The organism is Allorhizobium sp. GW101-3B10 (assembly GCF_059424725.1).
Genome location: NZ_JBWKZR010000001.1, coordinates 1842442 through 1868979, shown reverse-complemented (window position 1 = coordinate 1868979; position 26538 = coordinate 1842442). Strand labels below are relative to the sequence as shown.

The window sequence follows — 26538 nt, the reverse complement described above, 5'->3', positions numbered from 1 at the left end:
CGTTATTTTTTGTGGCCGGTATCGAGGTGCCGTTCCATGAAGCCCGAATAGCGCGACATGCCGAAACAGAAAACCCAGAAAACGAAACCGGCGAAGATCAATCCGGTGAGCGGCGTGACCGGCGTCTGCCAGCCGGAGTCGCCGAACGAGGCCTTCACGACCCCGAGCAGGTCGTACATCGAGATGATGGTGACGAGCGAGGTGTCCTTGAAGATGCCGATGAAGGTGTTGACGATGCCCGGGATCACTAGCTTGATCGCCTGCGGCAGGATGATGAAGGCCATCTTCTGGAAGTAGCTCAGCCCGAGTGCATCCGCCGCCTCGTACTGCCCCTTCGGAATGGCCTGCAAGCCGCCGCGGATGACTTCCGCCATATAGGCCGAGGCGAAGATCGACACGCCGATGAGCGCCCGCAGGAACTTGTCGATATTGTTGCCCGGCGTCAGGAACAGCGGCAGAAGCACGCTGGCCATGAAGAGCACCGTGATCAGCGGCACGCCGCGGATGAGCTCGATGAAGGCGACGGACACGGTCCGGACGATCGGCATCGGCGAGCGCCGGCCGAGCGCCAGCAGGATGCCGAGCGGCAGCGACACGCCGATGCCGACGAATGACAGGATCATCGTCACCATCAGGCCGCCCCAGAGCGGGGTCTCCACATGCGACAGGCCGAACCAGCCGCCGAGCAGCAGGCCATAGGCGACGATCGGCAGCCCGATGAGCAGCAGCAGCGCGTTGAGCCCCTTGCGCGGCGCCTTGGGGATCAGGAACGGGATGAGCAGGGCGACGAACAGGCCGACCACCAGCAACGGCCGCCAAAGTTCGCCGCGCGGATAGGAGCCGAACATGAACTGCACGAAGCGGTCGTTGACGTAGGCCCAGCAGGCGCCGCTCCAGCCGTCCGGCTGAATGCCGCCCTGCGCCGCCGTGGTGCAGACGGAACGGTCGGGGCCGGTCCACACCGCCGACAGGAACAGCCAGTCGATCAGGCCGGGAAGGTAGTAGACGATCGCCGCGATGGCGACCAGCGTCAGGATCGTGTCCTGTACCGTTGCGAAGAGGTTCTTGCGCAGCCAGCCGAGTGTCGTCGAATCGGACCGGGGCGCTGCCTCGGGGGGCAGGAAGGTGTGTCGGACGAAGGAGGTTGCGGTGTCCATATCAGCGCTCCACCAGGGCCATTTTTGCATTGAACCAGTTCATGAACAGCGAGGTCAGCAGGCTGATGGTCACATAGACCGCCATCCAGATCGCGATGATCTCCACGGCCTTGCCGGACTGGTTGAGGATTGTGCCGCCGACCGCCACGAGATCCGCATAGCCGACCGCGACCGCCAGGGAGGAGTTCTTGATCAGGTTCAGATACTGCGAGGTGAGCGGCGGGATGATGATGCGCAGCGCCTGCGGCAGGACCACCAGACGGGTCGTCTGTCCGCCTCTGAGGCCAAGCGCATAGGCAGCCTCGGTCTGTCCCTTGGCCACCCCGCGAATGCCGGCCCGCACGATTTCGGCGATGAAGGACGCGGTGTAGAGCGACAGGGCGAGATAGAGCGCCAGGAATTCCGGCCCGATGACCATGCCACCGCTCATGTTGAACGAACCCGGTACGGGATAGTCGAACGATAGCGGCGCGCCGAGGAGGGCGAAGACGACCACCGGCAGCAGAATGACCAGTGCCAGGTTGACCCAGAGCACCGGCGGGCGCTTGCCGGTGGCCAGTTGGCGCCGGTTGGCCCAGATGGTGTAGGCGACGGCGGCGGCAATGCCGGCGACGAACGAGGCAGCGACGATGCCGAAACCTTCGCCGAACACCGGGGCCGGCATGTAGATGCCGCGGTTGGAGATGAAGAAGACCGCGCCCGGATTGTCCTTCACATGCTGGAAGATGGTGCGGATCGCCGGCAGCAGTGCCAGCACCCCGAGATACCAGAAGAAGATGACGAGCAGCGGCGGAATGTTGCGGAAGATTTCCACATAGACCGTGCTGAGGCGCGAGATCAGCCAGTTGTGCGAGAGCCGGCCGATACCGACCAGAAGGCCGACGATCGTCGCCGTGATGATGCCGAAGAAGCCGATCACCAGGGTGTTGAGAAGCCCGACCTGCAGGGCGCGAAGATAGGTCGAATCGCTCGAATAGGCGATCAGCGATTGGGCAACGTCAAAGCCGGCGCGGCTGTTAAGGAAGCCGAAGCCCGAGGTCATGTTGGCACGGGCGAGATTCTGCGCGGCATTGGTCCAGGCGAAATAAATCACCCCACCGATCAGCAGCAGCGTGAGCGCTTGATAGACGATCTGTCTGAAGGCCTGGTTGTAGAGCAGCGATACCTTCGGACGGTTGTCGCCGCCCTGCATACGAGCGTCGGTCACAGCCATCGATAATTCCCCTGTCGTTTGGTCACCCTTTTTGTCCGGGTGTTTCCCTCCGAAAAGGGAAGGCGGATGTCTCCGCCTTCCCGATATTCAGATTGCGATCAGCGGATCGGCGGAGCGTACTGCAGGCCACCCTTGGTCCAAAGGGCGTTGAGACCGCGGGCGATCTTGAGCGGCGAACCTTCGCCGACATTGCGCTCGAAGGTTTCGCCATAGTTGCCCACGGCCTTGATGACCTGCACGGCCCAGTCCTTCGGCAGGCCGAGGTCGGCACCGAGGGTGGAGTCGGCTTCTTCACCGAGGAAGCGCTTGATGTCCGGATTTTCGGACTTCTTCATTTCCTCGACATTGGCCTGGGTGATGCCGAATTCTTCGGCGGCCACCATGGCGTAGTGCGTCCAGGTCACGACGTCGAACCACTTGGAGTCGTTCTGGCGGACGGCCGGGCCGAGCGGCTCCTTGGAGATGATTTCCGGCAGGACCACATGGTCGTCCGGGCTCGCCATCTTCAGGCGGATCGAATAGAGGCCCGAGGCGTCCGTGGTGTAGGCGTCGCAACGGCCGGCATTGTAGGCCGCATCGGCTTCGTCCTGGGCTTCGAACACGACCGGCTTGAATTCCATCTTGTTGGAACGGAAGTAGTCGGCGAGGTTCAGTTCGGTGGTGGTGCCGGACTGCACGCAGATCGAGGCGCCGTTGAGTTCGAGCGCCGACTTCACGTTCAGTTCCTTCTTCACCATGAAGCCCTGGCCGTCATAGTAGTTGACGGCGCGAAAATCGAAACCGAGCTGCGAATCGCGGCTCGTGCTCCAGGTGGTGTTGCGGGCGAGCATGTCCACTTCGCCCGACTGCAGGGCCGGGAAACGGTCCTTGGCAGAGAGGGGCGTGAACTTGACCTTGGTCGCGTCGCCGAAGACGGCAGCCGCGACAGCCTTGCACAGATCGGCATCGAGGCCGGTCCAGTTGCCGGAGGAATCCTGTGCGCCGAAGCCGGCGAGATTCGAACCGTTGACGCCGCACTGGACGAAACCCTTGGCCTTCACGTCATCAAGCGTGCCAGCAGATGCAGCCGACGCGCCCATTCCCAGGACTGCAGCGCCGAGTGCGGCTGACAGGAGAATCTTGTTCATTTTTCCCAACCTTTTTCCGTTGTCTTTTGCTCTTGACCGCCGCGCGCCACAAGGTCGGCGCAGCTGGCCGGCTCGCGGCCCTCCCGGTGCGAGCCGGGCTATCACAGTCTTAAATGGATCGACGGTCAAGTCTCGAGCTCAGAAATTGCGGCGAAAAGCGGCAATTTGCCAATTAAGCTGGAAAAACAGGCATAAATTACCGTTTTCGACCACCGATTGCCCAAAATTGGGTCGCCCGCAAGCGCTTTGGCTCGCGGATTTGTCAATGGCAGGGTGACAAATCACGGCTTGACCGCAAAGCTTGCGGCCTTCAAAAATCCCCGCTTCATACCTCGCAATCAGAAGGCCTCAGGTTTCATGAAGGACAGGAAAGACATGCTGGCTCGCGCCGGCACGGATACGAAGCTCTGCCATATCGGCCACGACCCCTCGAGTTTCCACGGCTTCGTCAATCCGCCGGTCGTGCATGCCTCCACCGTGCTCTTTCCGGACGTTCGAACCATGGAGACGCGCGCCCAGAAATACACCTACGGCACGCGCGGCACGCCGACCACCGATGCGCTCTGCGAGGCCATCGACGAACTCGAAGGCTCGGCCGGCACCATCCTCGTGCCCTCGGGACTGGCTGCCATCACCGTGCCGTTCCTCGCCTTCCTGTCTTCCGGCGATCACGCGCTGATCGTCGATTCGATCTATTCGCCCTGCCGCCATTTCTGCGACACCATGCTGGCGCGTCTCGGCGTCGAGGTCGAGTATTACGATCCGGAGGTGGGCGCCGGCATCGAAGAGTTGATTCGGCCGAACACCAAGCTGGTCCACACCGAGGCGCCGGGCTCGAACACCTTCGAGATGCAGGACATCCGCGCGATCGCCGATGCCGCCCACAGGCATGGCTGCGTGGTGACCATGGACAATACCTGGGCGACGCCGCTCTATTTCCGGCCGCTGGACTTCGGCGTCGACATCTCCATCCATGCCGCGACCAAGTATCCGTCGGGCCATTCCGACATCCTGATGGGCACGGTCTCGGCCAATGCCGCGCATTGGGAGCGGCTGAAGGAAGCGAACATCACGCTCGGCATCTGCGGTTCGCCGGACGATTCCTACATGATCCTGCGCGGCCTGAGGACCATGAACATTCGGCTCGAACACCATGGCCGCAGCGCCCTTGCCGCGGCCGAGTGGCTGGAGGGCCGCGACGACGTGGCGCGCGTGCTGCATCCGGCGCTGCCGAGCTTTCCCGGCCATGATATCTGGAAGCGCGACTTCAAGGGCACGAGCGGCATCTTCTCCTTCGTGCTGGGCGCCGAGTCGCCGCAGAAGTTCAAGCCGAAGGCGCGCGCCTTCCTCGACGAACTCTCGCTGTTCGGCCTCGGCTATTCCTGGGGCGGTTTCGAGAGCCTTGCGGTGATGGTCAATCTCGACGACCGCACGATCCGCAAGGCGCCGAGCGAAGGCCCGGTCATCCGCCTGCAGATCGGCCTGGAAAACATCGAGGACATCGTCGCCGACCTCGAACGCGGCTTCAAGGCTGCTGCCGCCGTCTGAGCGGCGGCCAAGGGCTCAACCCTTGGCGCGATAGCCGTAGAGCCAGTCGAGATCACCGGCGAGGCTCTGCGGCGAACGCAGCGACAAAACGATGTCGCGGCCAAGGCGGATCGGCCCGCGGGCGTGATAGGCGAACTTGTTGAACGCGCCGCGATGGCGCACCCGGCCGGCGCGCGCCTTGCGCGTCGCCTCGAAGTGCGAAAGCGCCTCGGGCAGGGGCAGGGGACCGCTCACCGCTCCGGCCAGCTCGAAGGCATCCTCGATCGCCATAGCGGCTCCCTGGGCGGAAAACGGCATCATCGCATGCGCCGCGTCGCCGATCAGCACCGTATCGCAGCCATTCTGCCAGCGTCCGTCGGAAGCCTCGTAGAGCGGCCAGAAGGTCGCCCGCTCGAGCGAGGCGAGCAGGGTGCAGATCTCGATGTTCCAGCCGGCGAACTGGCGCTGCAGCAGCGCGCGCTGTCCGGCGCTGCCCTCCGTCCCCCAGGTCTCGCCCGGGTCCATGCCGGCTGCGATGGCGACGATGTTGAACCCGTCGATCTCCTTCAGCGGATAGGCGACGAGATGCGAATTCGGCCCGAGATAGGCGGTGACGTTGACTGGATCGAGAAAGGCGGGAGCGACGGCGGCGGGCACGGTAAAGCGCCAGGCGATATTGCCGGAAAAGCTGATCTCGGGAGACCCGTCGATCAGCTTGCGCACCGACGACCAGGCGCCGTCGGCGCCGACGAGGAGGTCGCATGGCGAGCCGGTCAGGCTTGCGATGGCCGCGCGGTCGACCGGCTCGATGCGGCAGCCGAGATGGAGGCGGCAGAGCGGGTTGTGCAGGACTTGCGTCAGCAGCGCCTGCTGCAGGGTCGAGCGATGCAGCACGCCATAGGGCGATCCCCAACGCTTGCGGGCAAAGGCGCCGGTCGGCACCGCGGCAAGCTGCTTCAGTGTCACGCCTGAGGCCAAACGCACTTCGTCAGGTTCGCGCCAGTGGCGCTCGATCTCGTCGAGAGCGCCGAGTTCGGCGAGAATGCGCGATGCATTGGGGGAAATCTGCAGGCCGGCGCCGACTTCGGCGAGCTGCGGGGCCTGCTCGAAGATGTCGCAGCGCACGCCATGACGCGCCAAGGCAAGCGCGGCCGTGAGACCCGCCACCCCGGCTCCGATGATGACGGCGGTCTTGATCGACATGGGGGATCCGATCAGGAACGGCGCCGGTTACGCCGCCTTGACGTGGTAGACGCAGCCGGGCGGATTGGTCTGCTCGGCCTTGAGCGCGGGGTTGAAGCGGTAGAGCGTCGAGCAGTAGGAACAGACCTTTTCATTGTCGTGCCCCATGTCGATGAAGATGTGCGGATGGTCGAAGGGAGAGGAAGCGCCCGTGCACATGAATTCCTTCACGCCGATCTCGATCACCTGATGACCGCCGTCGTTCTGGAAATGGGGAATGCTGTGCCCGGCCATGTTCGTCTCCGCTATGCCATTCAACGCGGCGGACCATATCGCCGTTCGATCGAAATGTGTAGAGCCAAACAGGCACGCGGCCTATAGAAAATCGGGTCGACCGGGTTGGACCGGCGGCCGGTATTTTATAGTGTGGCGCAAATCCGATGCCGACAGGACACGCTGATGAATCTCGATGCCCCGCCTTTCTCGCTCTTCTATCACGAAGATCTGCAATTCGCCTATTTCGACGAGGGCGATCCGGCGGGCGATCCCGTTCTGCTGATCCACGGCTTTGCCTCGACCGCCAGCGTCAACTGGGTCTATCCCGGCTGGCTGAGGACGCTGGGCGAGGCGGGATACCGGGTGATCGCCATCGACAATCGCGGGCATGGCGCCAGCGACCGGCCGCATGATCCGGAAGCCTATCATCCCTCGCTTATGGCCGGCGATGCGGCAGCGCTTCTGACCCATCTCGGCATCGAACAGGCCCACGTCATGGGCTATTCCATGGGGGCGCGCATCTCGGTCTTCCTCGCCATAGAGCACGCCAATCGCGTCCGCTCGCTGGTGCTCGGCGGTCTTGGCATCGGGCTGTGCGACGGCGTTGGGGACTGGGATCCGATCGCCGAGGCACTGCTCGCACCGTCGATCGCCGATGTCACCCATCCGCGCGGGCGGATGTTCCGTGCCTTTGCCGACCAGACCCATTCCGATCGCTTCGCGCTTGCGGCATGCATCAAGACGTCGCGCGTTCCGGTCGAGCGCGGCGACATCGCCAGGGTCGGGGTGCCGACCCTGATCGCGGTCGGCACCAAGGACGACATCGCCGGATCGCCGCAGGAACTGGCGGCCCTGATGCCGCATGCGACGGCGATCGACATTCCCAACCGCGATCACATGCTCGCCGTCGGCGACAAGGTGTTCAAGAGGGCGGTCATCGACTTCTACCGGCATATCGCCGCCGGCTGACCGGGCGCCCGGCGCCTCGCTTCTCACATGTTCAGCGGCCGGTAAAGATCGGCCGTCGCCGTTCGGAGAAGGCGGCCCGGCCCTCGGCATAGTCGGCGCTGTCGAAGGTCGAGGCACCGAATACCTCTGCCTCGCGCAAGAGATCATCGTCCTGCTGGGTTGCGGCGCGGATGGCGAGCTTGGAGGCGCGGACCGACAGCGGTGCATTGCCGGCGATGGTCTCGGCCAGCCGCAACGCTTCGGCCTCGAGCGCCTCGGGCGTCGTCACCTGCAAGAGGAAACCGCAGGCGAGCAGCTGCGCCGGGCTCATCGGCGCGCCGGTATAGAGCGCCATGCGCGCCATCTGCGTTCCCATCGACTGGACGAAATCCTGGACCGCATCCGCCGGATAGGCCAGGCCGAGCCGGGCGGCGGGCACCGCAAAGGCCGAGCCTTCGGCTGCGATGCGCAGGTCGGCGGCCGCCGCGAGCCCGAAGCCGCCGCCGTAGCAGATGCCGCGAATTGCGGCGATCACCGGAACGTTCGAGTCGCGGATCGCCGCGAAGGCCTTGCTGTTGTCGTCTTCGTAGAGGCGCGCGGTCGGCGTATCCTTGCGCACAACGGGGAACTCGGAAATGTCGGCGCCGGCACTGAAATTACTTTCGCCAGCCCCCATCAGCAGGATCACCCGGGCCTCGCCTTCGCCGCACAGCCAGTGCATGGCCTCCGGGATCGCCCGCCACATCGCAGCACTGATCGCATTCTTGCGGTCGGCATTGGCGATCAGCAGAATGCCCGTTCCGGCCTGGCTTGCGGCGCGAATCCTGCCGGCGGCGAAATCGTGGGTGCGTTTCATTTGGGGAGGCCCATTTATGTTGATTCACGGATCGACTATATAATGTGCTCGAACAGGAAACGAGGAGAACGGCAATGGCCGCAAAAAGCGAAATCCTCAAGAGAGAGCACGTGCAGTCGATGGATCCGATCTGGGACAGCCTCCGCAGCGAAGCGCGGTTTGCCGCCGATCACGATCCGCTGCTGGCCGCCTTCCTCTACTCGACCGTGCTCAACCATCATTCCCTCGAGGATTGCGTGATCTACCGGATCTGCGAGCGCCTCGATCATCCCGATCTGCAGGCGATCCTGCTGCGCCAGACCTTCGACGAGATGCTGCGCGACTGGCCGGAATGGGGCTCGATCATGCGCGTTGACATCCAGGCGGTCTATGATCGCGACCCGGCCTGCACCCGCTTCATGGAGCCCGTCCTCTATTTCAAGGGCTTCCATGCCATCCAGACCCATCGTCTGGCCCATTGGCTGTGGAACCGCGGCCGGCGTGACTTCGCGCTCTATCTGCAGAGCCGTGCCTCGAGCGTCTTCCAGACCGACATCAACCCGGCCGCGCGTATCGGCAAGGGCATCTTCCTCGATCACGCCACCGGCCTCGTTGTCGGCGAGACGGCGCGGATCGGCGACAACGTCTCCATCCTGCACGGCGTCACGCTCGGCGGCACGGGCAAGGAGGGGGCGGACCGCCACCCCAAGATCGGCGACGGCGTGCTGATCGGTGCCGGCGCCAAGGTGCTTGGCAATATCGAGGTCGGCTGCTGCTCGCGCATAGCCGCAGGCTCGGTGGTGCTGAAGCCCGTGCCGCGCGGCTCGACGGTCGCCGGCGTTCCGGCCCGCGTCGTGGGTGAGGCCGGTTGTGCCGAGCCGGCGCGCTCGATGGACCAGATGCTGGCGGCGGATTGACCGCCGGCAGCGGGGCAGGGCCGGACCGGGTGTCCGGCCGGGCAGTCCCGGCACGGCAAAGATTGGCCTTTGCGTCTTTACAGCGGCGGATGGCGCATGCGACAAGCGGCCCGGATTTGAATCGCCGATGGAGAATGGATCGTGAAGCCCGAAGAAATCAAGAAACTCGACGCCTATTTCAAGCGGATGTTCAATCCGAGCATGGTGGTGAAGGCTCGCCCCCGCAAGGATGACTCGGCCGAAGTCTACGTGGGCGACGAGTTTCTCGGCGTGGTTTTCCGGGACGACGAGGACGGCGATCTGTCCTACAATTTTTCGATGGCGATCCTCGACGTCGATCTCTAAGCCAGCGGTTGCATAATCGCTGATATATGTTTTCCTTTTCAAGGCAACGCGGCCGACCGGCCTCCGGTCGGCCTTGACTTTGACCAAAAATACAACCTAAACGAGATACCGCATCGCACATAACACTTGACTGATTTTGTGCAACTGCTATGCACGTAGGCACTGACTGAAACGGACCTGAAGGAGTGCTGGCATGATCAATTTCGACGAAGCCAACAAGAAGGGCAAGGAAGCCATGGACGCCATGTTGAAGAACTATTCGGAAGTCGCCAAGGGTTTCCAGGCGATCGCGACCGAAGCTTCCGAATATTCGAAGAAGTCCTTCCAGGACGTCTCGTCCTACGTCGAAGCCCTTTCGGGCGTGAAGAGCATCGAAACCGCCTTCGAACTGCAGACCAATTTCCTGAAGTCGTCCTACGAGAGCTTCGTGGCCGAGGCCACCAAGATGAGCGAAATGTACGCCGATCTCGCCAAGACGGTCTACAAGCCCTACGAAGCACCGATCGCCAAGGCGACCGGTATGTCGATGCCCACCGCGGCCTGACACCAGCCTGCCAGATCGAGAACATTGCAAGACCGGTCGCAAACCTGCGGCCGGTCTTGCCATTTGTGCCGCCTTGTATAACCCTGAGCGTTCTTTTTGAGCCTGCTTCGCGGATGCGTCGCGCAATTCTGTTTGCGCTGCGCGAAGGGGGGCTTAAAATCACCGAATTATGAACTACCTTACTGAGCTAAGTGTTTGTCCGTCGCGTTGCGTCTTCGGCAGATCGGCCGGACAATTGGAGAATGAACTGAAATGATCGCCAAGCCGGTCGTCATGCAAAGCCAGCGGGACGGGGACAACGCCAATCGTGGCACCTCGGTGATCACGCGTACCAAGCCTAAGACGAAGAAACCGAACCTGTATCGCGTCCTGCTTCTCAACGACGACTATACCCCGATGGAATTCGTGATCCATGTGTTGGAGCGCTTCTTCCAGAAGGACAGGGAGGCAGCCACCCGCATCATGTTGCACGTGCACAATCATGGTGTCGGGGAATGCGGCGTCTTCACCTACGAGGTCGCCGAGACGAAGGTGAGCCAGGTAATGGATTTCGCCAGGCAGCATGAGCATCCGCTTCAATGCGTCATGGAAAAGAAGTGAGGAACTGACGTGCCAACATTTTCTCCCAGCCTTGAAAAGGCGCTGCACCAGGCTCTGACCTTTGCCAACGAGCGGCATCACGAATATGCCACGCTCGAGCACCTGCTGCTGGCGCTGATCGACGATGCAGACGCCGCCGCGGTGATGGGGGCCTGCAATGTCAATCTCGACGCCCTGCGCAAGACAGTCACCGACTATGTCGACAACGAGCTCGCCAACCTGGTGACGGGTTACGACGAGGATTCCAAGCCGACATCCGGATTCCAGCGCGTCATCCAGCGCGCGGTGATCCACGTCCAGTCCTCCGGTCGCGAGGAGGTGACCGGCGCCAACGTGCTGGTGGCGATCTTCGCCGAGCGCGAAAGCCATGCCGCCTTCTTCCTGCAGGAACAGGAGATGACCCGCTACGACGCGGTCAACTACATCTCGCACGGCATCGGCAAGCGGCCGGGTACCTCCCAGACCCGCCCGCCGCGCGGTGCCGAGGAGGGCGGCGACGGCGAGGCCAAGCAGGCCCGCGAGCAGGACGAAGCTCCGACCAAGGCCAAGCAGGAAGCCCTCAAGGCCTATTGCGTCAACCTCAACGAGAAGGCCAAGAGCGGCAAGATCGATCCGCTGATCGGCCGCCACAGCGAGGTCAACCGCACCATCCAGGTGCTTTGCCGCCGTTCCAAGAACAACCCGCTCTACGTGGGCGATCCCGGCGTCGGCAAGACGGCGATCGCCGAGGGCCTGGCCAAGCGCATCGTCGAGGGCAAGGTTCCCGATGCGCTCAAGGATGCGACGATCTTCTCGCTCGACATGGGCACGCTGCTCGCCGGCACGCGCTATCGCGGTGACTTCGAGGAGCGGCTGAAGCAGGTCGTCAAGGAACTCGAGGACTATCCGGGCGCCGTGCTGTTCATCGACGAGATCCACACCGTCATCGGTGCCGGCGCCACGTCGGGCGGCGCGATGGACGCGTCCAACCTGCTGAAGCCGGCGCTGTCGTCCGGCGCGATCCGCTGCATCGGCTCGACCACCTACAAGGAGTATCGCCAGTTCTTCGAGAAGGACCGGGCGCTGGTTCGCCGTTTCCAGAAGATCGACGTCAACGAGCCGACGATCGAGGATGCGATCGAGATCATGAAGGGCCTCAAGCCCTATTTCGAGGACTATCACAAGCTCAAGTACACCAACGAGGCGATCAAGTCGGCGGTCGAGCTCTCGGCCCGCTACATCTCCGACCGCAAGCTGCCGGACAAGGCGATCGACGTGATCGACGAAACCGGTGCGGCACAGATGCTGCTGCCGGCGTCCAAGCGCCGCAAGCTGATCACCGAAAAGGAGATCGAGGCGACGATCGCCACCATGGCCCGCATTCCGGCCAAGACCGTATCCAAGGATGACGAGATGGTTCTCGCCAACCTGGAGAAGGAACTGCGTTCGGTGGTCTATGGTCAGGACGCGGCGATCGAGGCGCTGTCGACGGCGATCAAGCTGGCCCGTGCCGGCCTTCGCGAACCGAACAAGCCGATCGGCTCCTACGTCTTCTCCGGCCCGACCGGGGTTGGCAAGACCGAAGTCGCCAAGCAGCTCGCCGCCTCGCTCGGCGTCGAACTCCTGCGCTTCGACATGTCGGAATACATGGAGCGGCACACGGTTTCGCGCCTGCTCGGCGCACCTCCGGGCTATGTCGGCTTTGACCAGGGCGGTCTTCTGACCGACGGCGTCGACCAGCATCCGCATTCGGTCGTGCTGCTCGACGAGATCGAGAAGGCGCATCCGGACATCTACAACATCCTGTTGCAGGTGATGGACCACGGCTCGCTGACCGACCATAACGGCAAGAAGATCGACTTCCGCAACGTCATCCTGATCATGACGACCAATGCGGGCGCGTCCGAAATGGCGAAGTCGGCGATCGGCTTCGGCTCGTCGAAGCGGACCGGCGAAGACGAGGAAGCGCTCAACCGCCTGTTCACGCCGGAATTCCGCAACCGCCTCGATGCGACGATCCAGTTCGCACCGCTGCCGACGGAAGTCATCCATCAGGTGGTGCAGAAGTTCGTCATGCAGCTCGAGGCGCAGCTCTCGGAACGCAACGTCACCTTCGACCTGTCGGAACCGGCCATCGCCTGGCTTGCCACGCGCGGTTACGACGAGAAGATGGGCGCCCGGCCGCTGTCGCGCGTCATCCAGGAGCACATCAAGAAGCCGCTCGCCAACGAGATCCTGTTCGGCAAGCTGAAGAAGGGTGGCGTGGTCAAGGTCGGCGTCAAGAAGGACGAGAACGGCGCTGACGTTCTCGATCTGGAGGCGCTGTCCGAAGCGGCGCCGGTCAAGCCGAAGCCCGAGGCCGAACTCGTCGGCGCGGAAGCAGAGGCTCCGGCCAAGGCGAGTAAGTCCAAGGCGAAATCCAAGGCTGCAGCCGCAAAGGACGAGAAAACCGCCGAGCCTTCGCCGGCCAAGCGCAGTTCGGTGCCCAAGGTGCCGAAGAAGAAGTAACGTCAACGACCGGCACGCAACGTGCGATGACGGTCGGCAATATTGGCAGAATGTCGGATTGACCCCTCGCGGCCTTGCTGCGAGGGGTTTTTCATTGTCGCAAGTGACGTTTCTGTGATCTGTCCTTGTATGGAGGTCGCCGGGCTTGCGGGTTGTATCCGGCGGGCGCTAGGCTTTGACTGGGCAATGGGGTAGCAGGGCATCCGGATGGATACGAAGGACCGGGAAGCGCAGCATTTCTCGCAGGAACAGCGGGAACTCTGGGAACACGTCACGGAACTCTGGGAAATCGCGCGGCGGCGCGAGACCGGACCGGTCCGCAAGCTGCTGCACCGCGACTATAGCGGCTGGGTGACGGGGCTGGATATGCCGCACGACTATGAGGCGGCCGTGGCATCGGTCGGGCCGGATACGCCGCAGGTCCTGCGTTACCGCCTGAAACCCCTCAAGGTCACCGTCTTCGACCATGAGGTCGGTGTCGTGCATTACAGTTACGAGGCCGATGTCGAGGCAGCCGACGGCGCGCCGAAACAGGTCGCCGGGCGCTGGACCGAGATCTACAAGCGTCGCGGCAGCGGCTGGCTGATGATCGCCGTGAGCGGTGGGCCGGACGGAATGCGCTGACGGCCACATTCGAGGCAAAAACCTCTGTCTCGCGGCGGCAATCGGCGGTATACGTCCTATCCTTCGTGGTCACCTCGGTCGGCCCGTCCGTCCCTTTATAGCCGCCCGCCGGATCCGTCGATGTCCCAAACCCACGCCGATGCCCCTTCCTTCCGCTGGTTCCTCCTGGGCGCGCGGGGCATCTTCTCGCTGCCTGCCTTCATCCTGATGACCTCCTTCGTCGGTTTCAGCGCCTTTGCGCTCGAATCGGGCGTCAGCCGCGGCGAGGCGATGTTCATGACGGCGGCGATCTGGGCCTTGCCCGCCAAGATGATCCTGATCGGCATGATGGCGAGCGGCGCCAATGTGCTGGCCGTATTCCTCGCCGTGACGCTCTCGTCGATCCGCATGATGCCGATGGTCGCCTCGCTCGTCCCCGAGTTGCGTGGAGCCCGCACGCCGACCTGGCTGCTGCTGATCCTGTCGCATTTCGTCGCGATCACCGCCTGGGTCTTTGCCATGGGAAGCCTCAAGGACATTCCGCGCGAGGCCCGGGTCTCCTATTTCGCCGGCTTCGGCCTGACGCTCGTCGCGGTCAACACGGTCTTGGTCGGCTTGAGCTACGGGATCGTCTCGACCTTTCCGCCGGCGGTCGCCGGCATCCTGTTCTTCCTGACGCCGGTCTATTTCGTCGGCTCGATCTGGGCTTCCGCCCGCCATTCCGTGGTGAAGATCGCCTTCGTCATCGGCGTGGTCGCTGGCCCGTTGCTGGCGGTGGTCACGCCCGGCTTCGACATCCTGATCGCCGGGATCGGCGGGGGAACGCTTGCCTACCTGATCGACCGTTTCGTAGTGCGCCGGCGCGCCATCGTCGCGGCTGACCATGGAGAAGAGCCATGACCGCCGCCGAACTCTGGCCCTATGCGGTGATCCTGTTCGCCGGCTGGTTCGCCACCGATCTGTGGCGCTGGCTCGGCGTGATCGCCGGCAACCGGCTGGCCGAAGGCTCGGAGGCGCTGAACTGGGTGAGGGCGGTCGCCACCGCCCTGGTCATGGCGGTGACCGCCAAGCTGATCGTCTTCCCGACCGGCAGTCTGGCGGATTCGCCGCTCTGGCTCAGGCTCGCCGCCGCAGGCCTCGGCTTCGTCGCCTTCCTCGCGACCGGGCAGCGCATCATCGTCGGCGTCGTCGTGTCCCTTGCCCTGCTGTCGCTCGGGCTGGCAGTGCTGTGAGCGCCGCCGGTCTGCGGCAGGGGCGAGGGCGCATTTGGGCACGCGCGGCGGCCGTTACAGGTCTATAGCTCTTACACTTTTCGGAACCGCAAACACAGGAACCGCCATGTCTTCCACGTCCTCCGTCACCGCCCCGACCGATGCCGCCGAGCGCCGCGCCGTCAAGCCCGTGGTCTGCTATCCCGTCGAGACGCTGCCGGTGCCGGACATGGCCATGCTGCGGCGCGCCCGCGAGACGCTGACCAAGGTCGACGAGGTGATCGTGCCGCCGCGCGAGGGCGCCACCTTCTCCGTGCCGAAGGGGCACTTCTTCCGCATCCTCAGCATCGACGGCCCGCAGGTCGGCGATCTCAACCTGTGGAACGCGAACGACCTCACCGAACGCTTCTTTTCGGGCAAGACGCGCGCGCTTCACGCCACCCATGTGACGACCGGCAACCGCCTGTGGAGCACGCTCCCCAATCTCCGGCCGATGGCGACGATCACCCATGACACGCTCGGCTGGTACGGCTTCGACGAATTCGGCGGCAGTGTGCACGACGTCATCGGCACGCGCTGCGATCCCTACACCAACAAGCTGCTCTCGGGCGGCGACTATCACCACTGCTGCCATTCCAACCTGACCCGGGCGCTGGCCGGCGCCAAGGGCCTGTCGTTCGCAGAGGCCGAACCCTTCGTGCACGACGTGCTCAACGTCTTCATGTGCACCGGCTTCACCGCCGACACCCACCAGTATTTCATGAAGGCGAGCCCGGTGCGGCCCGGCGACTACATCGAGTTCTTCGCCGAGATCGACCTCCTGGGCGGCCTGTCGGCCTGCCCGGGAGGCGATTGCAGCGCCAAGCATTCGAGCGATGTCGCTGCCTGCTATCCGCTCAAGGTGGAGATCTTCCGGCCGGACATGGAGCTGGTGAAAGACTGGCCCTTCCCGGAGCGGAACGGCTATCGCAATCCGGAATAGACGAGGGCTGAACCTTCATGGTTCGCCGTCGTGGACACCTCCCCCTTGATGGGGGAGGTCGCGCGGAACGCGCGGGTGGGGGTGACCTTTGCGCCGGGTCATCGGGTGCATGGTCGCGGCGTCACCCCACCCCGGAGCTGCGCTCCGACCCTCCCCCTCAAGGGGAGGGTGGTTGTCACAGCGCCGCCTTGATCTTCTCGGCATTGGCCTTCAGCACTTCGATGTCTTCCATCTTGCCCGAATGCGGTTTGAGCGGCACGCCCTCATGGCGCGGGATGACGTGGAAGTGCAGGTGGTAGACGGTCTGGCCGGCGGACGGTTCGTTGAACTGGGCGACGAAGACGCCGTCGGCGTCGAAGGCTTCCTTGGCGGCGACGGCGAGTTTCTGCACGACCGGGATCAGCTTGGAAAGCACCGTCGGATCGGCGTCGAGCAGATTGCGCGAACCGACCTTGGGGATGACCAGCAGGTGGCCGGTCGCCTGGGGCATGACGTCCATGAAGGCGAGGGTGTCCTCATCCTCGTAGAGCTTCACCGAGGGGATCTCGCCCTTCAGGATCTTGGCAAAGATGTTGTTCGGATCGTAGGCGGAACTGGTCATCGGGAATCTCCTGAGGTTTGGCCGTAGTTAAGCCAGCCGGCGGGCGATGATCAAGCGGCCTATTCGTCGCTCTCGCCGTCGCGCTGCTGGCGCTCGCCGCGGCGGAAGGGCGTATGCTCGCCGAGGATTTCGGCCATCTGCTCCACCTCGCGCCGCTCGTGCTCGAGATAGTCGGCGACGGCGCGCCTTAAGCCCGGATGGGCGATATAGTGGGCCGAATGCGTGGTGACGGGCTCATAGCCGCGCGCCAGCTTGTGCTCGCCCTGGGCGCCGGCCTCGACCCGCTTCAGTCCCTTAGACAGGGCGAAATCGATCGCCTGGTGATAGCAGACCTCGAAATGCAGGTAGGGGTGATCCTCGATGCAGCCCCAGTGCCGGCCGTAGAGCGCGTCCGCGCCGATGAAGTTGATGGCGCCCGCCACATAGCGCCCGTCGCGTCTTGCCATGACCAGCAGGATGTCGTCGGCCATGCGCTCGCCGATCAGCGAATAGAAGGCCCGCGTCAGATAGGGTTTCCCCCATTTGCGGCTGCCGGTGTCCATGTAGAAGGTGAAGAACTGGTCCCAGATGTCCTCGGTGAGGTCGCCGCCGGTCAGCCAGTCGATCTCGATGCCGTTCTCCAGCGCCGCCCGGCGTTCCTTCCTCAGCGCCTTGCGCTTGCGCGAGGCGAGCGTCTCCAGGAAGGCCTCGTGGTCGGCATAACCGGCATTGAGGAAATGGAACTGCTGGTCGGTCCGGTGCAGATAGCCGCTGCCGGTGAAGGCCGGCAACTCGTCCTCGGGAATGAAGGTTGCATGCGCGGACGAAACGCCGAGTTCGTCGGCCACCTGGCGGAGCCCGCCAGCGAGCAGCGGCCGGATTTCCGCCGGATCGCGCCCTTCGGCCACCATCAGCCGCGGACCGGTCGCCGGCGTGAAGGGAAAGGCGCTCTGCAGTTTCGGATAGTAGCGGCCGCCGGCCCGCTCATAGGCGTCGGCCCAGCCCTGGTCGAAGACATATTCGCCGCGGCTGTGGCTCTTGAGATAACAGGGCAGGGCGCCGAGCAGGTCGCCGGCTGCGTCCTCCAGGAGGAGATGATGACCGAGCCAGCCGGTCTCGGCCGTGGCCGAGCCGGATTCCTCGAGCGCCGACAGGAAGGCATGCGAGGCGAACGGATTGTATCCGTCCGCGCCGCGTCTGGCGCCGCCGAGCATGGCCCAGCGTTCAGGAGCGATATTGGCAAAGGATCGTTCGATCCGGATCGTCACGTCTCCTGACATGCGTCTCCCATCATGCGCTGGCGATGGCGGCCTCGCGGGGATCGAAACCCTCGAAGGTCATCTGGTCCGCATGAGTATAGGTATGGGTGCGCATGGTTTCATCCCTGACAGTCCAGGTAATCACCGGAATTCCGCGTTCGCGCTGCGCCGTGACGAAGCTGTTGGGCAGGTGCGGGGCGCAATAGGAGATGAAGTCGAGGCCGAGCTGCATGGCCTCTTCATGGGCGGCGAACTGTTCGGGCCGCACGCCCTCGGCCGTCAGGCCGACCGGGTAGGGGCAGTCGAGCTTCTTCAGGTCCCGCAGCAGCCAGAAGTCGAAACTCATCAGCGCGACCTTGCCCTGATAGCCTTCGAGCACCTCCAGCACGGATTCGGCAAGTCCGTCGTCGTGCTCGGCATCGATGCCCTTGAGTTCGATCACCAGCGGCACCCGCCCCTTGGCCAGGGCGAGCATCTTCTTCAGCGAAGGGATCTTGTCGGCCGTGGCACCGATCGACAAGAGGCCGAGTTCGCCGGCCGTGCGCTCGCGCACTTCGCCTGCAATGCCGCACAGCCGCTGCAGGTCATGGTCGTGGAAGACCATCGGCACGCTGTCGGACGACAGCTGGATGTCGCACTCGATGGCAAAGCCCGCGTCGATGGCGCGCTGGAAGGCCGAGAGCGTGTTTTCCCATACCGTCTTGTTCTGGTCGTGGAAGCCGCGATGGGCGACCGGCACGTCCTTGATCCAGCTGACGTCTCTCACAGGGCGATCTCCAGGATCGCGTCGATCTCGACCGCGGCATTGAGCGGAAGCGCCGCCATGCCGACGGCGGCGCGCGCATGCTTGCCGGCCTCGCCCAGCACGCCGGCGATCAGGTTGGATGCGCCGTTGATGACGAGATGCTGTTCGACGAAACCCGGGGCCGAGGCGACGAATCCGTTGAGCTTGATGACGCGCACGATGCGGGAAAGATCGCCGGACAGGGCAGACTTCGCCTGGGCAAGGATATTGATCGCGCAGAGTTCGGCGGCGCGCTGGGCGTCCGCGAGTGCGACGTCACTGCCGACCAGGCCGGTGACGGCGATCTTTCCACCTTCGATCGGCAACTGGCCGGAGAGATAGAGAAGGTTGCCGCTGATCACGTAGGGGACATAGTTGGCGGCTGGCGCTGCCGCTTCCGGCAGGGTGATTCCCATGGCCTTCAGACGGCCGTCGATCGTATCGGTCATGTGCGTTTCCCGGTCTGCGTAAAATAATTGAAGAGAATCTCGTTGTGATCAAAAGCTTGTCTCGCTTTTGCCGGATCTGTTCTTATAACATCGCCGCCAAGTGCAACAGGAGGATGTCGATGTTTCGTTCGAGCTTAGCCATGGCCTTGGTCGCCGGCTCCGCCGTCAGCCTGACGGCAGCCATCGCCAACGCGGCGGTGGCCGGCGGTCTCGTGCCGCACCGGGCGGTCTACGACATTCAGCTGAAGCAGGCTTCGGAACGATCCGGCATCGAGGGCATGCGCGGCCGAATGGTCTACGAATTCAGCGGCTCGGAATGCGCCGGCTACACGACCAACTTCCGCTTCGTCACCCGCATCGATACGGGCGAGCAGATCCGTGTCACCGATCAGCAGAGCAAGACCTTCGAGGATCTGGCCGCCGGAAAGTTCCGTTTCGAGACCAAGTCGTTCACCGACGACCAGATGGACAAGGACGTGAGCGGGGCCGCAGCCGACGAGAACGGCAAGGTCATGATCGAGCTGGAAGAGCCGGCGCCCCGCGCGCTGGAGCTCGCCGACAGCCGATTCCCGGCGGAACACATGCTCGAGGTCATCGAGAACGCCAGAAAGGGCAAGGCCCTGTTCGAGGCCCGCATCTTCGATGGCTCGGAAGACGGCGACAAGAGCTACCTGACCACCACTGTGGTTGGTCCGGCCCGCAAGCCGACAGAGTCCGAGGCGGCCGACAAGTCCACCGGTCTCGTGGCGGGCCAGGCTTACTGGCCGGTGTCGATCGCCTATTTCGACGAGAAGGCCTCGGGCGACCTGCTGCCGATCTACACGCAGTCGTTCAAGCTCTACGAGAACGGCATTTCGCGTGACCTGACGCTCGACTATGGCGATTTCATCCTGACCGGCAAGCTGACCAAGCTCGAAGTGCTGGGCACCGGCGACTGCCATTGAGGCGCTGGCGTCGGACGGGACAAACCGTTTTCTGGCCGAAAAGCCTTGATTTCCCGAAAGAGTCGCTATAAGGCCACCAACATTCCACACGCGAGGCTTGGGATCGACCGGGAGAAATCCGGAAGGTTCCGCCGGTGGCGCCTTAAACGGTGCTGTTTGTCTCGCGGGGGTTAAACCGGAAAAAGGAGAATAAAGGCATGGCATTGCCAGACTTCAGCATGCGCCAGCTCTTGGAAGCAGGCGTTCACTTCGGCCACCAGACTCACCGCTGGAACCCGAAGATGAAGCCGTACATCTTCGGCGATCGTAACAACATCCACATCATCGACCTCGCACAGACCGTGCCGTTGCTGTCGCGCGCCCTTCAGGTCGTGTCCGACACCGTGGCCCGCGGCGGTCGCGTCCTGTTCGTCGGCACCAAGCGCCAGGCGTCGGAACTGATTGCCGACTCGGCCAAGCGTTCGGCCCAGTACTACGTCAACTCGCGTTGGCTCGGCGGCATGATGACCAACTGGAAGACGATCTCGAACTCTATTCAGCGTCTGCGCAAGCTCGACGAAATCCTGAACTCGGAAGCCCAGGGCTTCACGAAGAAGGAACGCCTGAACCTCGAGCGCGAACGCGAAAAACTGGACAAGGCTCTCGGCGGTATCCGCGACATGGGCGGCACCCCGGACCTGATGTTCATCATCGACACCAACAAGGAAAAGATCGCGATCGACGAAGCCAAGCGCCTCGGCATCCCGGTCGTCGCCATCATCGACTCGAACTGCGATCCGGACCTGATCGACTATCCGATCCCGGGCAACGACGACGCTTCGCGCGCCATCTCGCTGTACTGCGACCTGATCGCCCGCGCTGCCATCGACGGCATCGCTCGCCAGCAGGGCGCTTCGGGTCGTGACATCGGCGGTTCCGCCGAAGCTCCGATCGAGCCGGCTCTCGAAGCAGAAGCCGGCGCCTGACGGCGCCGCGCGGCAGGGCCTTGTCGCCCTGCCGGCTTTTCCCGATTGGGATCGGCCGCCTGGAAGCCCCGTGCTCCCGGGCGGCCTTACCCCTTTGAAGATCTGCCGGCGCCTTTGCGCTGCGATCGACAAGGCGGACCGACTATTTCCGTGATGGCCCCGCTTCATCACGCTGTCACATTTCCGGGTACATTTCGTCCCCCAAACAGGGCGCAGGCCGCACTTCGTTGCAAAAGGCTGGCGCACGATTGAACCGACAAGAGGCACACAATGGCTGAAATCACAGCAGCACTGGTAAAGGAACTGCGCGAAAAGTCCGGCGCAGGCATGATGGATTGCAAGAAGGCGCTCACCGAGAACAACGGTGACATCGAAGCCGCGATCGACTGGCTGCGCGCCAAGGGCATCGCCAAGGCCGACAAGAAGTCGGGCCGCACCGCTGCCGAAGGCCTCATCGGCATTGCCAGCGCCGGCCACAAGGCTGTCGTCGTCGAAGTCAACTCCGAGACCGACTTCGTTGCCCGCAACGATGCCTTCCAGGATCTCGTCCGCGGCGTTGCTTCGGTTGCCCTGACCACCGACGGTTCGGTTGACGCGATCGCCGCCGCCACCTACCCGGCTTCGGGCAAGTCGGTTTCCGACACCATCAAGGATGCGATCGCCACCATCGGCGAGAACATGGCGCTGCGTCGTGCCGCTCTGCTGGAAGTCGACCACGGCGTCGTCGCGACCTACGTCCACAACGCTGCCGGCGACGGCCTCGGCAAGCTCGGCGTGCTGGTTGCGCTGAAGTCGGTCGGCGACAAGGAAGTCCTGACCTCGATCGGCAAGCAGGTCGCCATGCACATCGCTGCGACCAACCCGCTCGCCATCCGCTCGGAAGAAGTCGACGCCGCCGTCGCCGAACGCGAACGCAACGTCTTCATCGAACAGTCGCGCGCTTCCGGCAAGCCGGACGCGATCATCGAAAAGATGGTCGAAGGCCGCATGCGCAAGTTCTTCGAAGAAGTCGCCCTGCTGTCGCAGGCCTTCGTCATGAACCCCGACATCACCGTCGGCCAGGCCGTCAAGGACGCTGAAAAGCTCGCCGGCGCGTCGATCGAAGTCGTCGGCATGGCACGCCTGCTGCTCGGCGAAGGCATCGAGAAGGAAGAGAGCGATTTCGCTGCCGAAGTGGCCGCTGTCGCCAAGGGCTGATCGGCTTTCGGTCGATCGACCTTGTTAGGGAAAAGTCGGGGCATCGCGTGACAACGCGGTGCCCTTCGTGTATCCGGCTTCAGAATTGTCCGAGGATACAGCATGACTTCCAAACCACTCTACAAGCGCGTTCTTCTCAAAGCTTCCGGCGAGGCCTTGATGGGCAGCCAGGGCTTCGGCATCGACGTCGCGGTTGCCGACCGGATCGCCAGTGACATCGCCGAGGCGCGTGCCTTGGGTGTCGAAGTGGGGGTCGTGGTCGGGGGCGGAAACATCTTCCGCGGCGTGGCTGTGGCCTCCAAGGGTGGCGATCGGGTAACCGGCGATCACATGGGCATGCTGGCGACCGTGATCAACGCGCTGGCGCTGGCTACCTCGCTGCGCAAGCTCGACATCGACACAGTGGTGCTCTCCGCCATCGCCATGCCGGAGATTTGCGAAAGCTTCTCCCAGCGCCAGACGCTGCATCACATGGCGCAGGGCCGCGTGGTGATCTTCGCCGGGGGCACCGGCAATCCGTTCTTCACGACCGACTCGGCCGCCGCACTGCGTGCCGCCGAAATCGGCGCCGAGGCGATCTTCAAGGGGACCCAGGTCGATGGTATCTATTCGGCCGATCCGAAGAAGGATCCGACCGCGACGCGCTTCGACCATCTGACCCACAGCGAAGTGCTCGAAAAGGGCCTCGCGGTCATGGACGTGGCGGCCGTGGCGCTGGCGCGCGAAAACGCAATTCCGATCATCGTCTTCTCCATCCACGAAAAGGGCGGGTTCGGCGAGATCCTTTCCGGCGGTGGCTGCAAGACCATCGTCAGTGACAATTGAGGGCAGGCGACCGATCCTACGGTCCGCCGTCCGGCTACAAGGGAGTTCATCATGAGCGAAGGTATTGATCTCAACGACATCAAGCGCCGCATGGATGGCGCGATCAACGCGTTCAAGCACGACATCGCGTCGCTGCGCACCGGCCGCGCATCGGCCAATATTCTCGATCCGGTGACGGTCGAGGCCTATGGCTCGCGCATGCCGCTGAACCAGGTCGCCAACGTCACCGTTCCGGAACCCCGCATGCTCGGCATTTCGGTCTGGGACAAGTCGATGGTCAACGCCGTCGACCGGGCCATCCGCGAAGCCAATCTCGGCCTCAATCCGATCGTCGACGGCCAGAACCTGCGCATCCCGCTGCCCGAGTTGAACGAGGAACGCCGCAAGTCGCTCGTCAAGGTCGCGCACGAATATGCCGAAAAGGCCAAGGTGGCGATTCGCCACGTGCGCCGCGACGGCATGGAAGGCCTCAAGAAGGCCGAGAAGGATGGCGTGATCGGCCAGGACATCAGCCGCTCCACCTCCGACAAGGTGCAAAAGATGACGGACGACACGATTTCCGATATCGACCGCTTGCTCGTCGAGAAGGAAAAGGAAATCATGCAGGTCTAGCATGCGCGTTTCGTTTTGCCCGCCCAGGACGCATTGAACCGGACCGAATATGTCGACAGCTGAAAAACGCGCCGTACCCGAGCATGTTGCAATCATCATGGATGGCAATGGCCGATGGGCAAGCGCGCGCGGACTGCCGCGATCCTTCGGGCACCGCAAGGGCGTCGAGGCGGTGCGCGAAACGGTGCGGGCGGCGGGGGAGGCCGGCATCCGCTATCTGACGCTGTTTGCCTTCTCCTCGGAGAACTGGCGCCGTCCGGAAGCGGAGATCAACGATCTCTTCGGCCTGCTGAAGACCTTCATCCGCCGGGACCTGGCGGAACTGCACCGCGAGAATGTCCGTATCCGCATCATCGGCGACCGGGCCAGTCTGCGCGAGGATATTCGCTCGTTGCTGCTGGAGGCCGAAGAGACGACGCGGGGCAATTCCGCGCTCACCGTCGTCATCGCCTTCAACTACGGCTCCCGTGACGAGATCGCGCGGGCAGCCGCAAGCCTCGCCGCCGACGTGGCAGCCGGGCACCTCAAGGCGTCGGACATCAATGCACAGATGATCGACGAACGGCTCGATACGGCCGATATTCCCGATCCGGATCTGATCATCCGCACCAGCGGCGAGGAGCGGCTGTCCAACTTCCTCTTGTGGCAGGCGGCCTATGCCGAACTCATGTTCGTGCCCGACCTCTGGCCGGACTTTACCCGCGAGGTGTTCTTCGCCGCACTCGAGCGTTTCAGCGCCCGCGACCGACGCTTCGGCGGCCTGTCCGCCAAGGCTGTGGCCTCGGGATCTTAAGGCCTGACCATGAGCCGGGAACTGACACTTCGCATCTATTCCGCCATCGTCTTGGTTGCCGTCGTGCTGGTGGCAACCTGGTTCGGTGGCGCGGCATTCCGCATCCTTGCGGGCGCCATCGGCCTGTTCGTCTATTACGAATGGTCGTCCATGACCAAGCTTGGCGAGCGCAGCATGCGCGGCCACGCATTCGGCTGGTTCTCGATGGTCGCCATCGTCGCCAACATGCTGTTCGGCCAAGCCGACCTTACCATTCCGCTGTTCGCCGGCCTTGTCCTCACCGCCGTTCTCCCCGCCATCATCGGCAATTGGAGCTGGTGGCAGCCGGGCGGGATCTTCTATGCGGGCCTGAGTGCGGTTTCGCTCGCGGCGATCCGCGGCGAGGACCAGTTGGGCTTTGCGGCAATGATCTTCGTCTTTGCCGTGGTCTGGTCGACCGACATCCTCGCCTATTTCGTCGGCCGCGCCATTGGCGGGCCAAAGCTTGCGCCGCGCATCTCGCCCGGCAAGACCTGGTCCGGCGCTGTCGGTGGGACAATCGCCGGCGTGCTGGGCGGCGTTGCCGTCGCGCTTTCCTTCTTCCAGTCGATCGGCCTCTGGGTTCCCTTGATCGCGCTGTTCCTGTCGGTCGCCGGCCAGATCGGCGACCTCTTCGAATCCTTCATCAAGCGTCGGTTCGGCGTGAAGGATTCCAGCCATCTCATCCCTGGGCATGGCGGCGTGATGGATCGGGTGGACGCCCTGGTATTTGCCTGTTTCGCCGCATTCTTTATTGCGATAGGTTTCTCCGCGGTCGGCATGGGGGCTGTCGACTCTCTCGGTGCTTTCCTTTTCGGTCTGTGAGACCGCGAAAGCATCATGAATAGGATTGGACGATGGACCACATTACCGCCTTCTTCGGTTTTCTGACCGGCTATATCCTTCCCTACGTCGTGGTCCTGTCGCTTCTCGTCTTCGTGCACGAGCTTGGCCATTATCTTGCCGGCCGCTGGTCGGGAATCCGCGTTCTGGCTTTTTCCATCGGCTTCGGCCCGGAAATCGTCGGCTACACCGATACGCACGGAACCCGCTGGAAGCTTTCGGCCATCCCGCTCGGCGGTTATGTCCGGTTCTACGGCGATGCCGATGCGGCAAGCCTTGCGGATGGCGATGAACTGGCGGAGATGACGCTGGCCGAGCGCGCCCAGACCCTGGCCGGCGCCAAGCTGTGGAAGCGTGCGGTCACCGTGGCTGCAGGTCCGATCGCCAATTTCGTCGCGGCGATCGCCATTTTCGCCGTGCTGTTCGCGACGCAGGGCAAGCCGGTCGCAGATCCCGTCGTCGCCGAGGTCAAGGCCGGGAGCGCCGCTTTCGAGGCGGGCGTCAAGCCGGGCGACGTGCTCGTCGCGCTCGACGGCGCGCGCATCGAAACCTTCGACGACGTGGTGCGCTACATCAGCATGCGCCCCGAGATCCCGGTGGTCGTCACGGTTCGTCGGGACGGCAGCGAGATCGGACTGGACATGGTGCCGCGTCGCGCCGTCACCACGGATCGTTTCGGCAACGAGATGGAAGTGGGTCAGATCGGTATCGTCACCAACCAGCAGAGCGGCAATTTCCGCATTGTCGAACTGACGCCGCTTCAGGCCGTGGGCGAGGGCGCCCTGCAGACTTGGCACATCGTTACCGGCACCTTCGACTATCTGTCCAATCTGGTGGCCGGTCGGATGAATGCGGATCAGCTCGGCGGACCCGTGCGGGTCGTCCAGGCGTCCGGCCAGATGGCGACCCTGGGGATCGTCGCGCTGTTCAATCTCGCAGCCGTTCTTTCCGTTTCCCTGGGGCTTCTCAATTTGATGCCAGTTCCGGTCCTTGACGGCGGCCACCTGGTCCTCTACGCGCTTGAGGCAATTCGCGGGAAGCCCGTCGGGCAGAACGCACAGGAAATCGCTTTCCGTATAGGCCTGGTGATGATCCTGTCGCTGATGGTGTTTGCAACGTGGAATGATATCAGTCGGTTAATCGGCTAGAGTCTCGGCTTGTCACGGCGGAGAGGATTTGTTTACGATGTTTCAAACTCATAGTGGCGATTGGGCCACGGCTGCAAATGAAGTAAATAGAATTTAACGTCCGTACTTGCTTGTAGGGTAAAAGCCGTTAAAACCACACACGGGCCGGAGTCGGCAACGACCCCGGG

General features: G+C 63.4%; 29 protein-coding genes. 19 read left to right on the top strand and 10 right to left on the bottom strand.

The features are described from left to right. Nucleotides 1-2 precede the first annotated feature (2 nt). From AC07Y0_RS09035 to AC07Y0_RS09025, 3 genes are all read right to left on the bottom strand, one after another. Nucleotides 3-1157, bottom strand: coding sequence for an amino acid ABC transporter permease (locus tag AC07Y0_RS09035; protein ID WP_498676506.1), 1155 nt, complete (start codon nt 1155-1157; stop codon nt 3-5). Nucleotide 1158: 1 nt separating this feature from the next. Further along, nucleotides 1159-2370: an amino acid ABC transporter permease gene (locus AC07Y0_RS09030; protein ID WP_498676504.1), complete on the bottom strand. Its 1212-nt coding sequence runs from the start codon at nt 2368-2370 to the stop codon at nt 1159-1161. 98 nt (nt 2371-2468) lie between these two features. After that, nucleotides 2469-3497: an amino acid ABC transporter substrate-binding protein gene (locus AC07Y0_RS09025; protein WP_498676502.1), complete on the bottom strand. Its 1029-nt coding sequence runs from the start codon at nt 3495-3497 to the stop codon at nt 2469-2471. Between the two features lie 357 nt (nt 3498-3854). Between AC07Y0_RS09025 and AC07Y0_RS09020 the strand changes: the two genes are divergently transcribed. Further along, nucleotides 3855-5045: a cystathionine beta-lyase gene (locus tag AC07Y0_RS09020; protein WP_498676500.1), complete on the top strand. Its 1191-nt coding sequence runs from the start codon at nt 3855-3857 to the stop codon at nt 5043-5045. A 15-nt stretch (nt 5046-5060) separates the two neighbouring features. Here AC07Y0_RS09020 and AC07Y0_RS09015 read toward each other — a convergent pair whose 3' ends face one another. Beyond that, nucleotides 5061-6227: an FAD-dependent monooxygenase gene (locus tag AC07Y0_RS09015; protein ID WP_498676498.1), complete on the bottom strand. Its 1167-nt coding sequence runs from the start codon at nt 6225-6227 to the stop codon at nt 5061-5063. Between the two features lie 27 nt (nt 6228-6254). Beyond that, on the bottom strand, nt 6255-6500 hold the full coding sequence (locus AC07Y0_RS09010) for a zinc-finger domain-containing protein (RefSeq protein WP_498676495.1): 246 nt from the start codon (nt 6498-6500) through the stop codon (nt 6255-6257). 165 nt (nt 6501-6665) lie between these two features. Between AC07Y0_RS09010 and AC07Y0_RS09005 the strand changes: the two genes are divergently transcribed. Then, the gene (locus tag AC07Y0_RS09005; RefSeq protein ID WP_498676493.1) at nt 6666-7451 is read left to right on the top strand and encodes an alpha/beta fold hydrolase; all 786 of its coding nucleotides are present in this window, start codon (nt 6666-6668) and stop codon (nt 7449-7451) included. A gap of 31 nt (nt 7452-7482) precedes the next feature. Here AC07Y0_RS09005 and AC07Y0_RS09000 read toward each other — a convergent pair whose 3' ends face one another. Beyond that, on the bottom strand, nt 7483-8286 hold the full coding sequence (locus AC07Y0_RS09000; RefSeq protein ID WP_498676491.1) for an enoyl-CoA hydratase-related protein: 804 nt from the start codon (nt 8284-8286) through the stop codon (nt 7483-7485). A gap of 74 nt (nt 8287-8360) precedes the next feature. Here AC07Y0_RS09000 and cysE point away from each other — a divergent pair, with 74 nt between their 5' ends. The 9 genes from cysE to AC07Y0_RS08955 all read left to right on the top strand — a co-directional run bounded on the left by cysE (nt 8361) and on the right by AC07Y0_RS08955 (nt 15954). Continuing rightward, nucleotides 8361-9182 (top strand): serine O-acetyltransferase, encoded by an 822-nt coding sequence (gene cysE, locus AC07Y0_RS08995; protein ID WP_498676489.1) that lies wholly within the window; start codon nt 8361-8363, stop codon nt 9180-9182. A gap of 141 nt (nt 9183-9323) precedes the next feature. Continuing rightward, on the top strand, nt 9324-9527 hold the full coding sequence (locus AC07Y0_RS08990) for a DUF3126 family protein (RefSeq protein ID WP_154720875.1): 204 nt from the start codon (nt 9324-9326) through the stop codon (nt 9525-9527). A gap of 193 nt (nt 9528-9720) precedes the next feature. Then, nucleotides 9721-10071: a phasin family protein gene (locus tag AC07Y0_RS08985; RefSeq protein WP_498676487.1), complete on the top strand. Its 351-nt coding sequence runs from the start codon at nt 9721-9723 to the stop codon at nt 10069-10071. Between the two features lie 252 nt (nt 10072-10323). Beyond that, nucleotides 10324-10671, top strand: a complete 348-nt coding sequence (clpS, locus tag AC07Y0_RS08980; protein WP_028735022.1) for an ATP-dependent Clp protease adapter ClpS — start codon at nt 10324-10326, stop codon at nt 10669-10671. A gap of 9 nt (nt 10672-10680) precedes the next feature. Continuing rightward, on the top strand, nt 10681-13158 hold the full coding sequence (clpA, locus tag AC07Y0_RS08975; protein WP_498676485.1) for an ATP-dependent Clp protease ATP-binding subunit ClpA: 2478 nt from the start codon (nt 10681-10683) through the stop codon (nt 13156-13158). Nucleotides 13159-13365: 207 nt separating this feature from the next. Next, nucleotides 13366-13782: a nuclear transport factor 2 family protein gene (locus AC07Y0_RS08970; RefSeq protein WP_498676483.1), complete on the top strand. Its 417-nt coding sequence runs from the start codon at nt 13366-13368 to the stop codon at nt 13780-13782. Nucleotides 13783-13902: 120 nt separating this feature from the next. After that, nucleotides 13903-14661 (top strand): AzlC family ABC transporter permease, encoded by a 759-nt coding sequence (locus AC07Y0_RS08965; RefSeq protein ID WP_498676481.1) that lies wholly within the window; start codon nt 13903-13905, stop codon nt 14659-14661. Continuing rightward, complete coding sequence (locus AC07Y0_RS08960) at nt 14658-14993, top strand: AzlD domain-containing protein (protein ID WP_498676480.1); 336 nt, start codon at nt 14658-14660, stop codon at nt 14991-14993. The genes AC07Y0_RS08965 and AC07Y0_RS08960 overlap by 4 nt, the downstream gene beginning before the upstream one ends. Before the next feature lie 106 nt (nt 14994-15099). Beyond that, nucleotides 15100-15954, top strand: a complete 855-nt coding sequence (locus tag AC07Y0_RS08955; protein WP_498676478.1) for an urea carboxylase-associated family protein — start codon at nt 15100-15102, stop codon at nt 15952-15954. A gap of 175 nt (nt 15955-16129) precedes the next feature. Here AC07Y0_RS08955 and AC07Y0_RS08950 read toward each other — a convergent pair whose 3' ends face one another. Genes AC07Y0_RS08950 through AC07Y0_RS08935 form a run of 4 tightly spaced genes read right to left on the bottom strand, consistent with a single transcriptional unit; the run spans nt 16130 to nt 19026 of the window. Beyond that, nucleotides 16130-16555: an HIT family protein gene (locus AC07Y0_RS08950; protein WP_498676476.1), complete on the bottom strand. Its 426-nt coding sequence runs from the start codon at nt 16553-16555 to the stop codon at nt 16130-16132. Between the two features lie 59 nt (nt 16556-16614). Further along, nucleotides 16615-17814 (bottom strand): GNAT family N-acetyltransferase, encoded by a 1200-nt coding sequence (locus AC07Y0_RS08945; protein WP_498676474.1) that lies wholly within the window; start codon nt 17812-17814, stop codon nt 16615-16617. Nucleotides 17815-17824: 10 nt separating this feature from the next. Then, nucleotides 17825-18559: a glycerophosphodiester phosphodiesterase gene (locus AC07Y0_RS08940; RefSeq protein ID WP_498676472.1), complete on the bottom strand. Its 735-nt coding sequence runs from the start codon at nt 18557-18559 to the stop codon at nt 17825-17827. Beyond that, nucleotides 18556-19026: a RidA family protein gene (locus tag AC07Y0_RS08935; RefSeq protein WP_498676470.1), complete on the bottom strand. Its 471-nt coding sequence runs from the start codon at nt 19024-19026 to the stop codon at nt 18556-18558. Before AC07Y0_RS08935 ends, AC07Y0_RS08940 begins: the two co-directional genes overlap by 4 nt. A 119-nt stretch (nt 19027-19145) precedes the next feature. On the opposite strand from AC07Y0_RS08935, the gene AC07Y0_RS08930 reads away from it, so the two are divergent. The 8 genes from AC07Y0_RS08930 (at nt 19146) to rseP (ending at nt 26371) form a co-directional block, all read left to right on the top strand. Then, on the top strand, nt 19146-19970 hold the full coding sequence (locus tag AC07Y0_RS08930; protein ID WP_454745729.1) for a cell envelope integrity EipB family protein: 825 nt from the start codon (nt 19146-19148) through the stop codon (nt 19968-19970). Between the two features lie 197 nt (nt 19971-20167). After that, nucleotides 20168-20935 (top strand): 30S ribosomal protein S2, encoded by a 768-nt coding sequence (rpsB, locus tag AC07Y0_RS08925; RefSeq protein ID WP_028735033.1) that lies wholly within the window; start codon nt 20168-20170, stop codon nt 20933-20935. Between the two features lie 270 nt (nt 20936-21205). Beyond that, nucleotides 21206-22132, top strand: a complete 927-nt coding sequence (gene tsf / locus AC07Y0_RS08920) for a translation elongation factor Ts (protein WP_498676468.1) — start codon at nt 21206-21208, stop codon at nt 22130-22132. Between the two features lie 102 nt (nt 22133-22234). Further along, complete coding sequence (gene pyrH / locus AC07Y0_RS08915; RefSeq protein ID WP_498676466.1) at nt 22235-22957, top strand: UMP kinase; 723 nt, start codon at nt 22235-22237, stop codon at nt 22955-22957. A 51-nt stretch (nt 22958-23008) separates the two neighbouring features. Beyond that, nucleotides 23009-23569: a ribosome recycling factor gene (gene frr / locus AC07Y0_RS08910; protein WP_028735036.1), complete on the top strand. Its 561-nt coding sequence runs from the start codon at nt 23009-23011 to the stop codon at nt 23567-23569. 49 nt (nt 23570-23618) lie between these two features. Continuing rightward, a complete protein-coding gene (locus AC07Y0_RS08905; RefSeq protein ID WP_498676462.1) occupies nt 23619-24362 on the top strand; it encodes an isoprenyl transferase in 744 nt (247 codons plus the stop codon). Nucleotides 24363-24371: 9 nt separating this feature from the next. Continuing rightward, on the top strand, nt 24372-25205 hold the full coding sequence (locus AC07Y0_RS08900) for a phosphatidate cytidylyltransferase (RefSeq protein WP_498676460.1): 834 nt from the start codon (nt 24372-24374) through the stop codon (nt 25203-25205). A 32-nt stretch (nt 25206-25237) separates the two neighbouring features. Further along, nucleotides 25238-26371: an RIP metalloprotease RseP gene (gene rseP, locus AC07Y0_RS08895; RefSeq protein WP_498676458.1), complete on the top strand. Its 1134-nt coding sequence runs from the start codon at nt 25238-25240 to the stop codon at nt 26369-26371. Nucleotides 26372-26538 lie beyond the last annotated feature (167 nt).

Excerpts from the sequence above, each read along its gene's own strand:
- AC07Y0_RS09035 (WP_498676506.1), bottom strand. The coding sequence starts at position 1,157 with ATGGACACCGCAACCTCCTTCGTCCGACACACCTTCCTGCCCCCCGAG.
- AC07Y0_RS09030 (WP_498676504.1), bottom strand. The coding sequence starts at position 2,370 with ATGGCTGTGACCGACGCTCGTATGCAGGGCGGCGACAACCGTCCGAAG.
- AC07Y0_RS09025 (WP_498676502.1), bottom strand. The coding sequence starts at position 3,497 with ATGAACAAGATTCTCCTGTCAGCCGCACTCGGCGCTGCAGTCCTGGGA.
- AC07Y0_RS09020 (WP_498676500.1), top strand. The coding sequence starts at position 3,855 with ATGAAGGACAGGAAAGACATGCTGGCTCGCGCCGGCACGGATACGAAG.
- AC07Y0_RS09015 (WP_498676498.1), bottom strand. The coding sequence starts at position 6,227 with ATGTCGATCAAGACCGCCGTCATCATCGGAGCCGGGGTGGCGGGTCTC.
- AC07Y0_RS09010 (WP_498676495.1), bottom strand. The coding sequence starts at position 6,500 with ATGGCCGGGCACAGCATTCCCCATTTCCAGAACGACGGCGGTCATCAG.
- AC07Y0_RS09005 (WP_498676493.1), top strand. The coding sequence starts at position 6,666 with ATGAATCTCGATGCCCCGCCTTTCTCGCTCTTCTATCACGAAGATCTG.
- AC07Y0_RS09000 (WP_498676491.1), bottom strand. The coding sequence starts at position 8,286 with ATGAAACGCACCCACGATTTCGCCGCCGGCAGGATTCGCGCCGCAAGC.
- cysE (WP_498676489.1), top strand. The coding sequence starts at position 8,361 with ATGGCCGCAAAAAGCGAAATCCTCAAGAGAGAGCACGTGCAGTCGATG.
- AC07Y0_RS08985 (WP_498676487.1), top strand. The coding sequence starts at position 9,721 with ATGATCAATTTCGACGAAGCCAACAAGAAGGGCAAGGAAGCCATGGAC.
- clpS (WP_028735022.1), top strand. The coding sequence starts at position 10,324 with ATGATCGCCAAGCCGGTCGTCATGCAAAGCCAGCGGGACGGGGACAAC.
- AC07Y0_RS08970 (WP_498676483.1), top strand. The coding sequence starts at position 13,366 with ATGGATACGAAGGACCGGGAAGCGCAGCATTTCTCGCAGGAACAGCGG.
- AC07Y0_RS08965 (WP_498676481.1), top strand. The coding sequence starts at position 13,903 with ATGTCCCAAACCCACGCCGATGCCCCTTCCTTCCGCTGGTTCCTCCTG.
- AC07Y0_RS08960 (WP_498676480.1), top strand. The coding sequence starts at position 14,658 with ATGACCGCCGCCGAACTCTGGCCCTATGCGGTGATCCTGTTCGCCGGC.
- AC07Y0_RS08955 (WP_498676478.1), top strand. The coding sequence starts at position 15,100 with ATGTCTTCCACGTCCTCCGTCACCGCCCCGACCGATGCCGCCGAGCGC.
- AC07Y0_RS08950 (WP_498676476.1), bottom strand. The coding sequence starts at position 16,555 with ATGACCAGTTCCGCCTACGATCCGAACAACATCTTTGCCAAGATCCTG.
- AC07Y0_RS08945 (WP_498676474.1), bottom strand. The coding sequence starts at position 17,814 with ATGTCAGGAGACGTGACGATCCGGATCGAACGATCCTTTGCCAATATC.
- AC07Y0_RS08935 (WP_498676470.1), bottom strand. The coding sequence starts at position 19,026 with ATGACCGATACGATCGACGGCCGTCTGAAGGCCATGGGAATCACCCTG.
- AC07Y0_RS08930 (WP_454745729.1), top strand. The coding sequence starts at position 19,146 with ATGTTTCGTTCGAGCTTAGCCATGGCCTTGGTCGCCGGCTCCGCCGTC.
- rpsB (WP_028735033.1), top strand. The coding sequence starts at position 20,168 with ATGGCATTGCCAGACTTCAGCATGCGCCAGCTCTTGGAAGCAGGCGTT.
- tsf (WP_498676468.1), top strand. The coding sequence starts at position 21,206 with ATGGCTGAAATCACAGCAGCACTGGTAAAGGAACTGCGCGAAAAGTCC.
- pyrH (WP_498676466.1), top strand. The coding sequence starts at position 22,235 with ATGACTTCCAAACCACTCTACAAGCGCGTTCTTCTCAAAGCTTCCGGC.
- frr (WP_028735036.1), top strand. The coding sequence starts at position 23,009 with ATGAGCGAAGGTATTGATCTCAACGACATCAAGCGCCGCATGGATGGC.
- AC07Y0_RS08905 (WP_498676462.1), top strand. The coding sequence starts at position 23,619 with ATGTCGACAGCTGAAAAACGCGCCGTACCCGAGCATGTTGCAATCATC.
- AC07Y0_RS08900 (WP_498676460.1), top strand. The coding sequence starts at position 24,372 with ATGAGCCGGGAACTGACACTTCGCATCTATTCCGCCATCGTCTTGGTT.
- rseP (WP_498676458.1), top strand. The coding sequence starts at position 25,238 with ATGGACCACATTACCGCCTTCTTCGGTTTTCTGACCGGCTATATCCTT.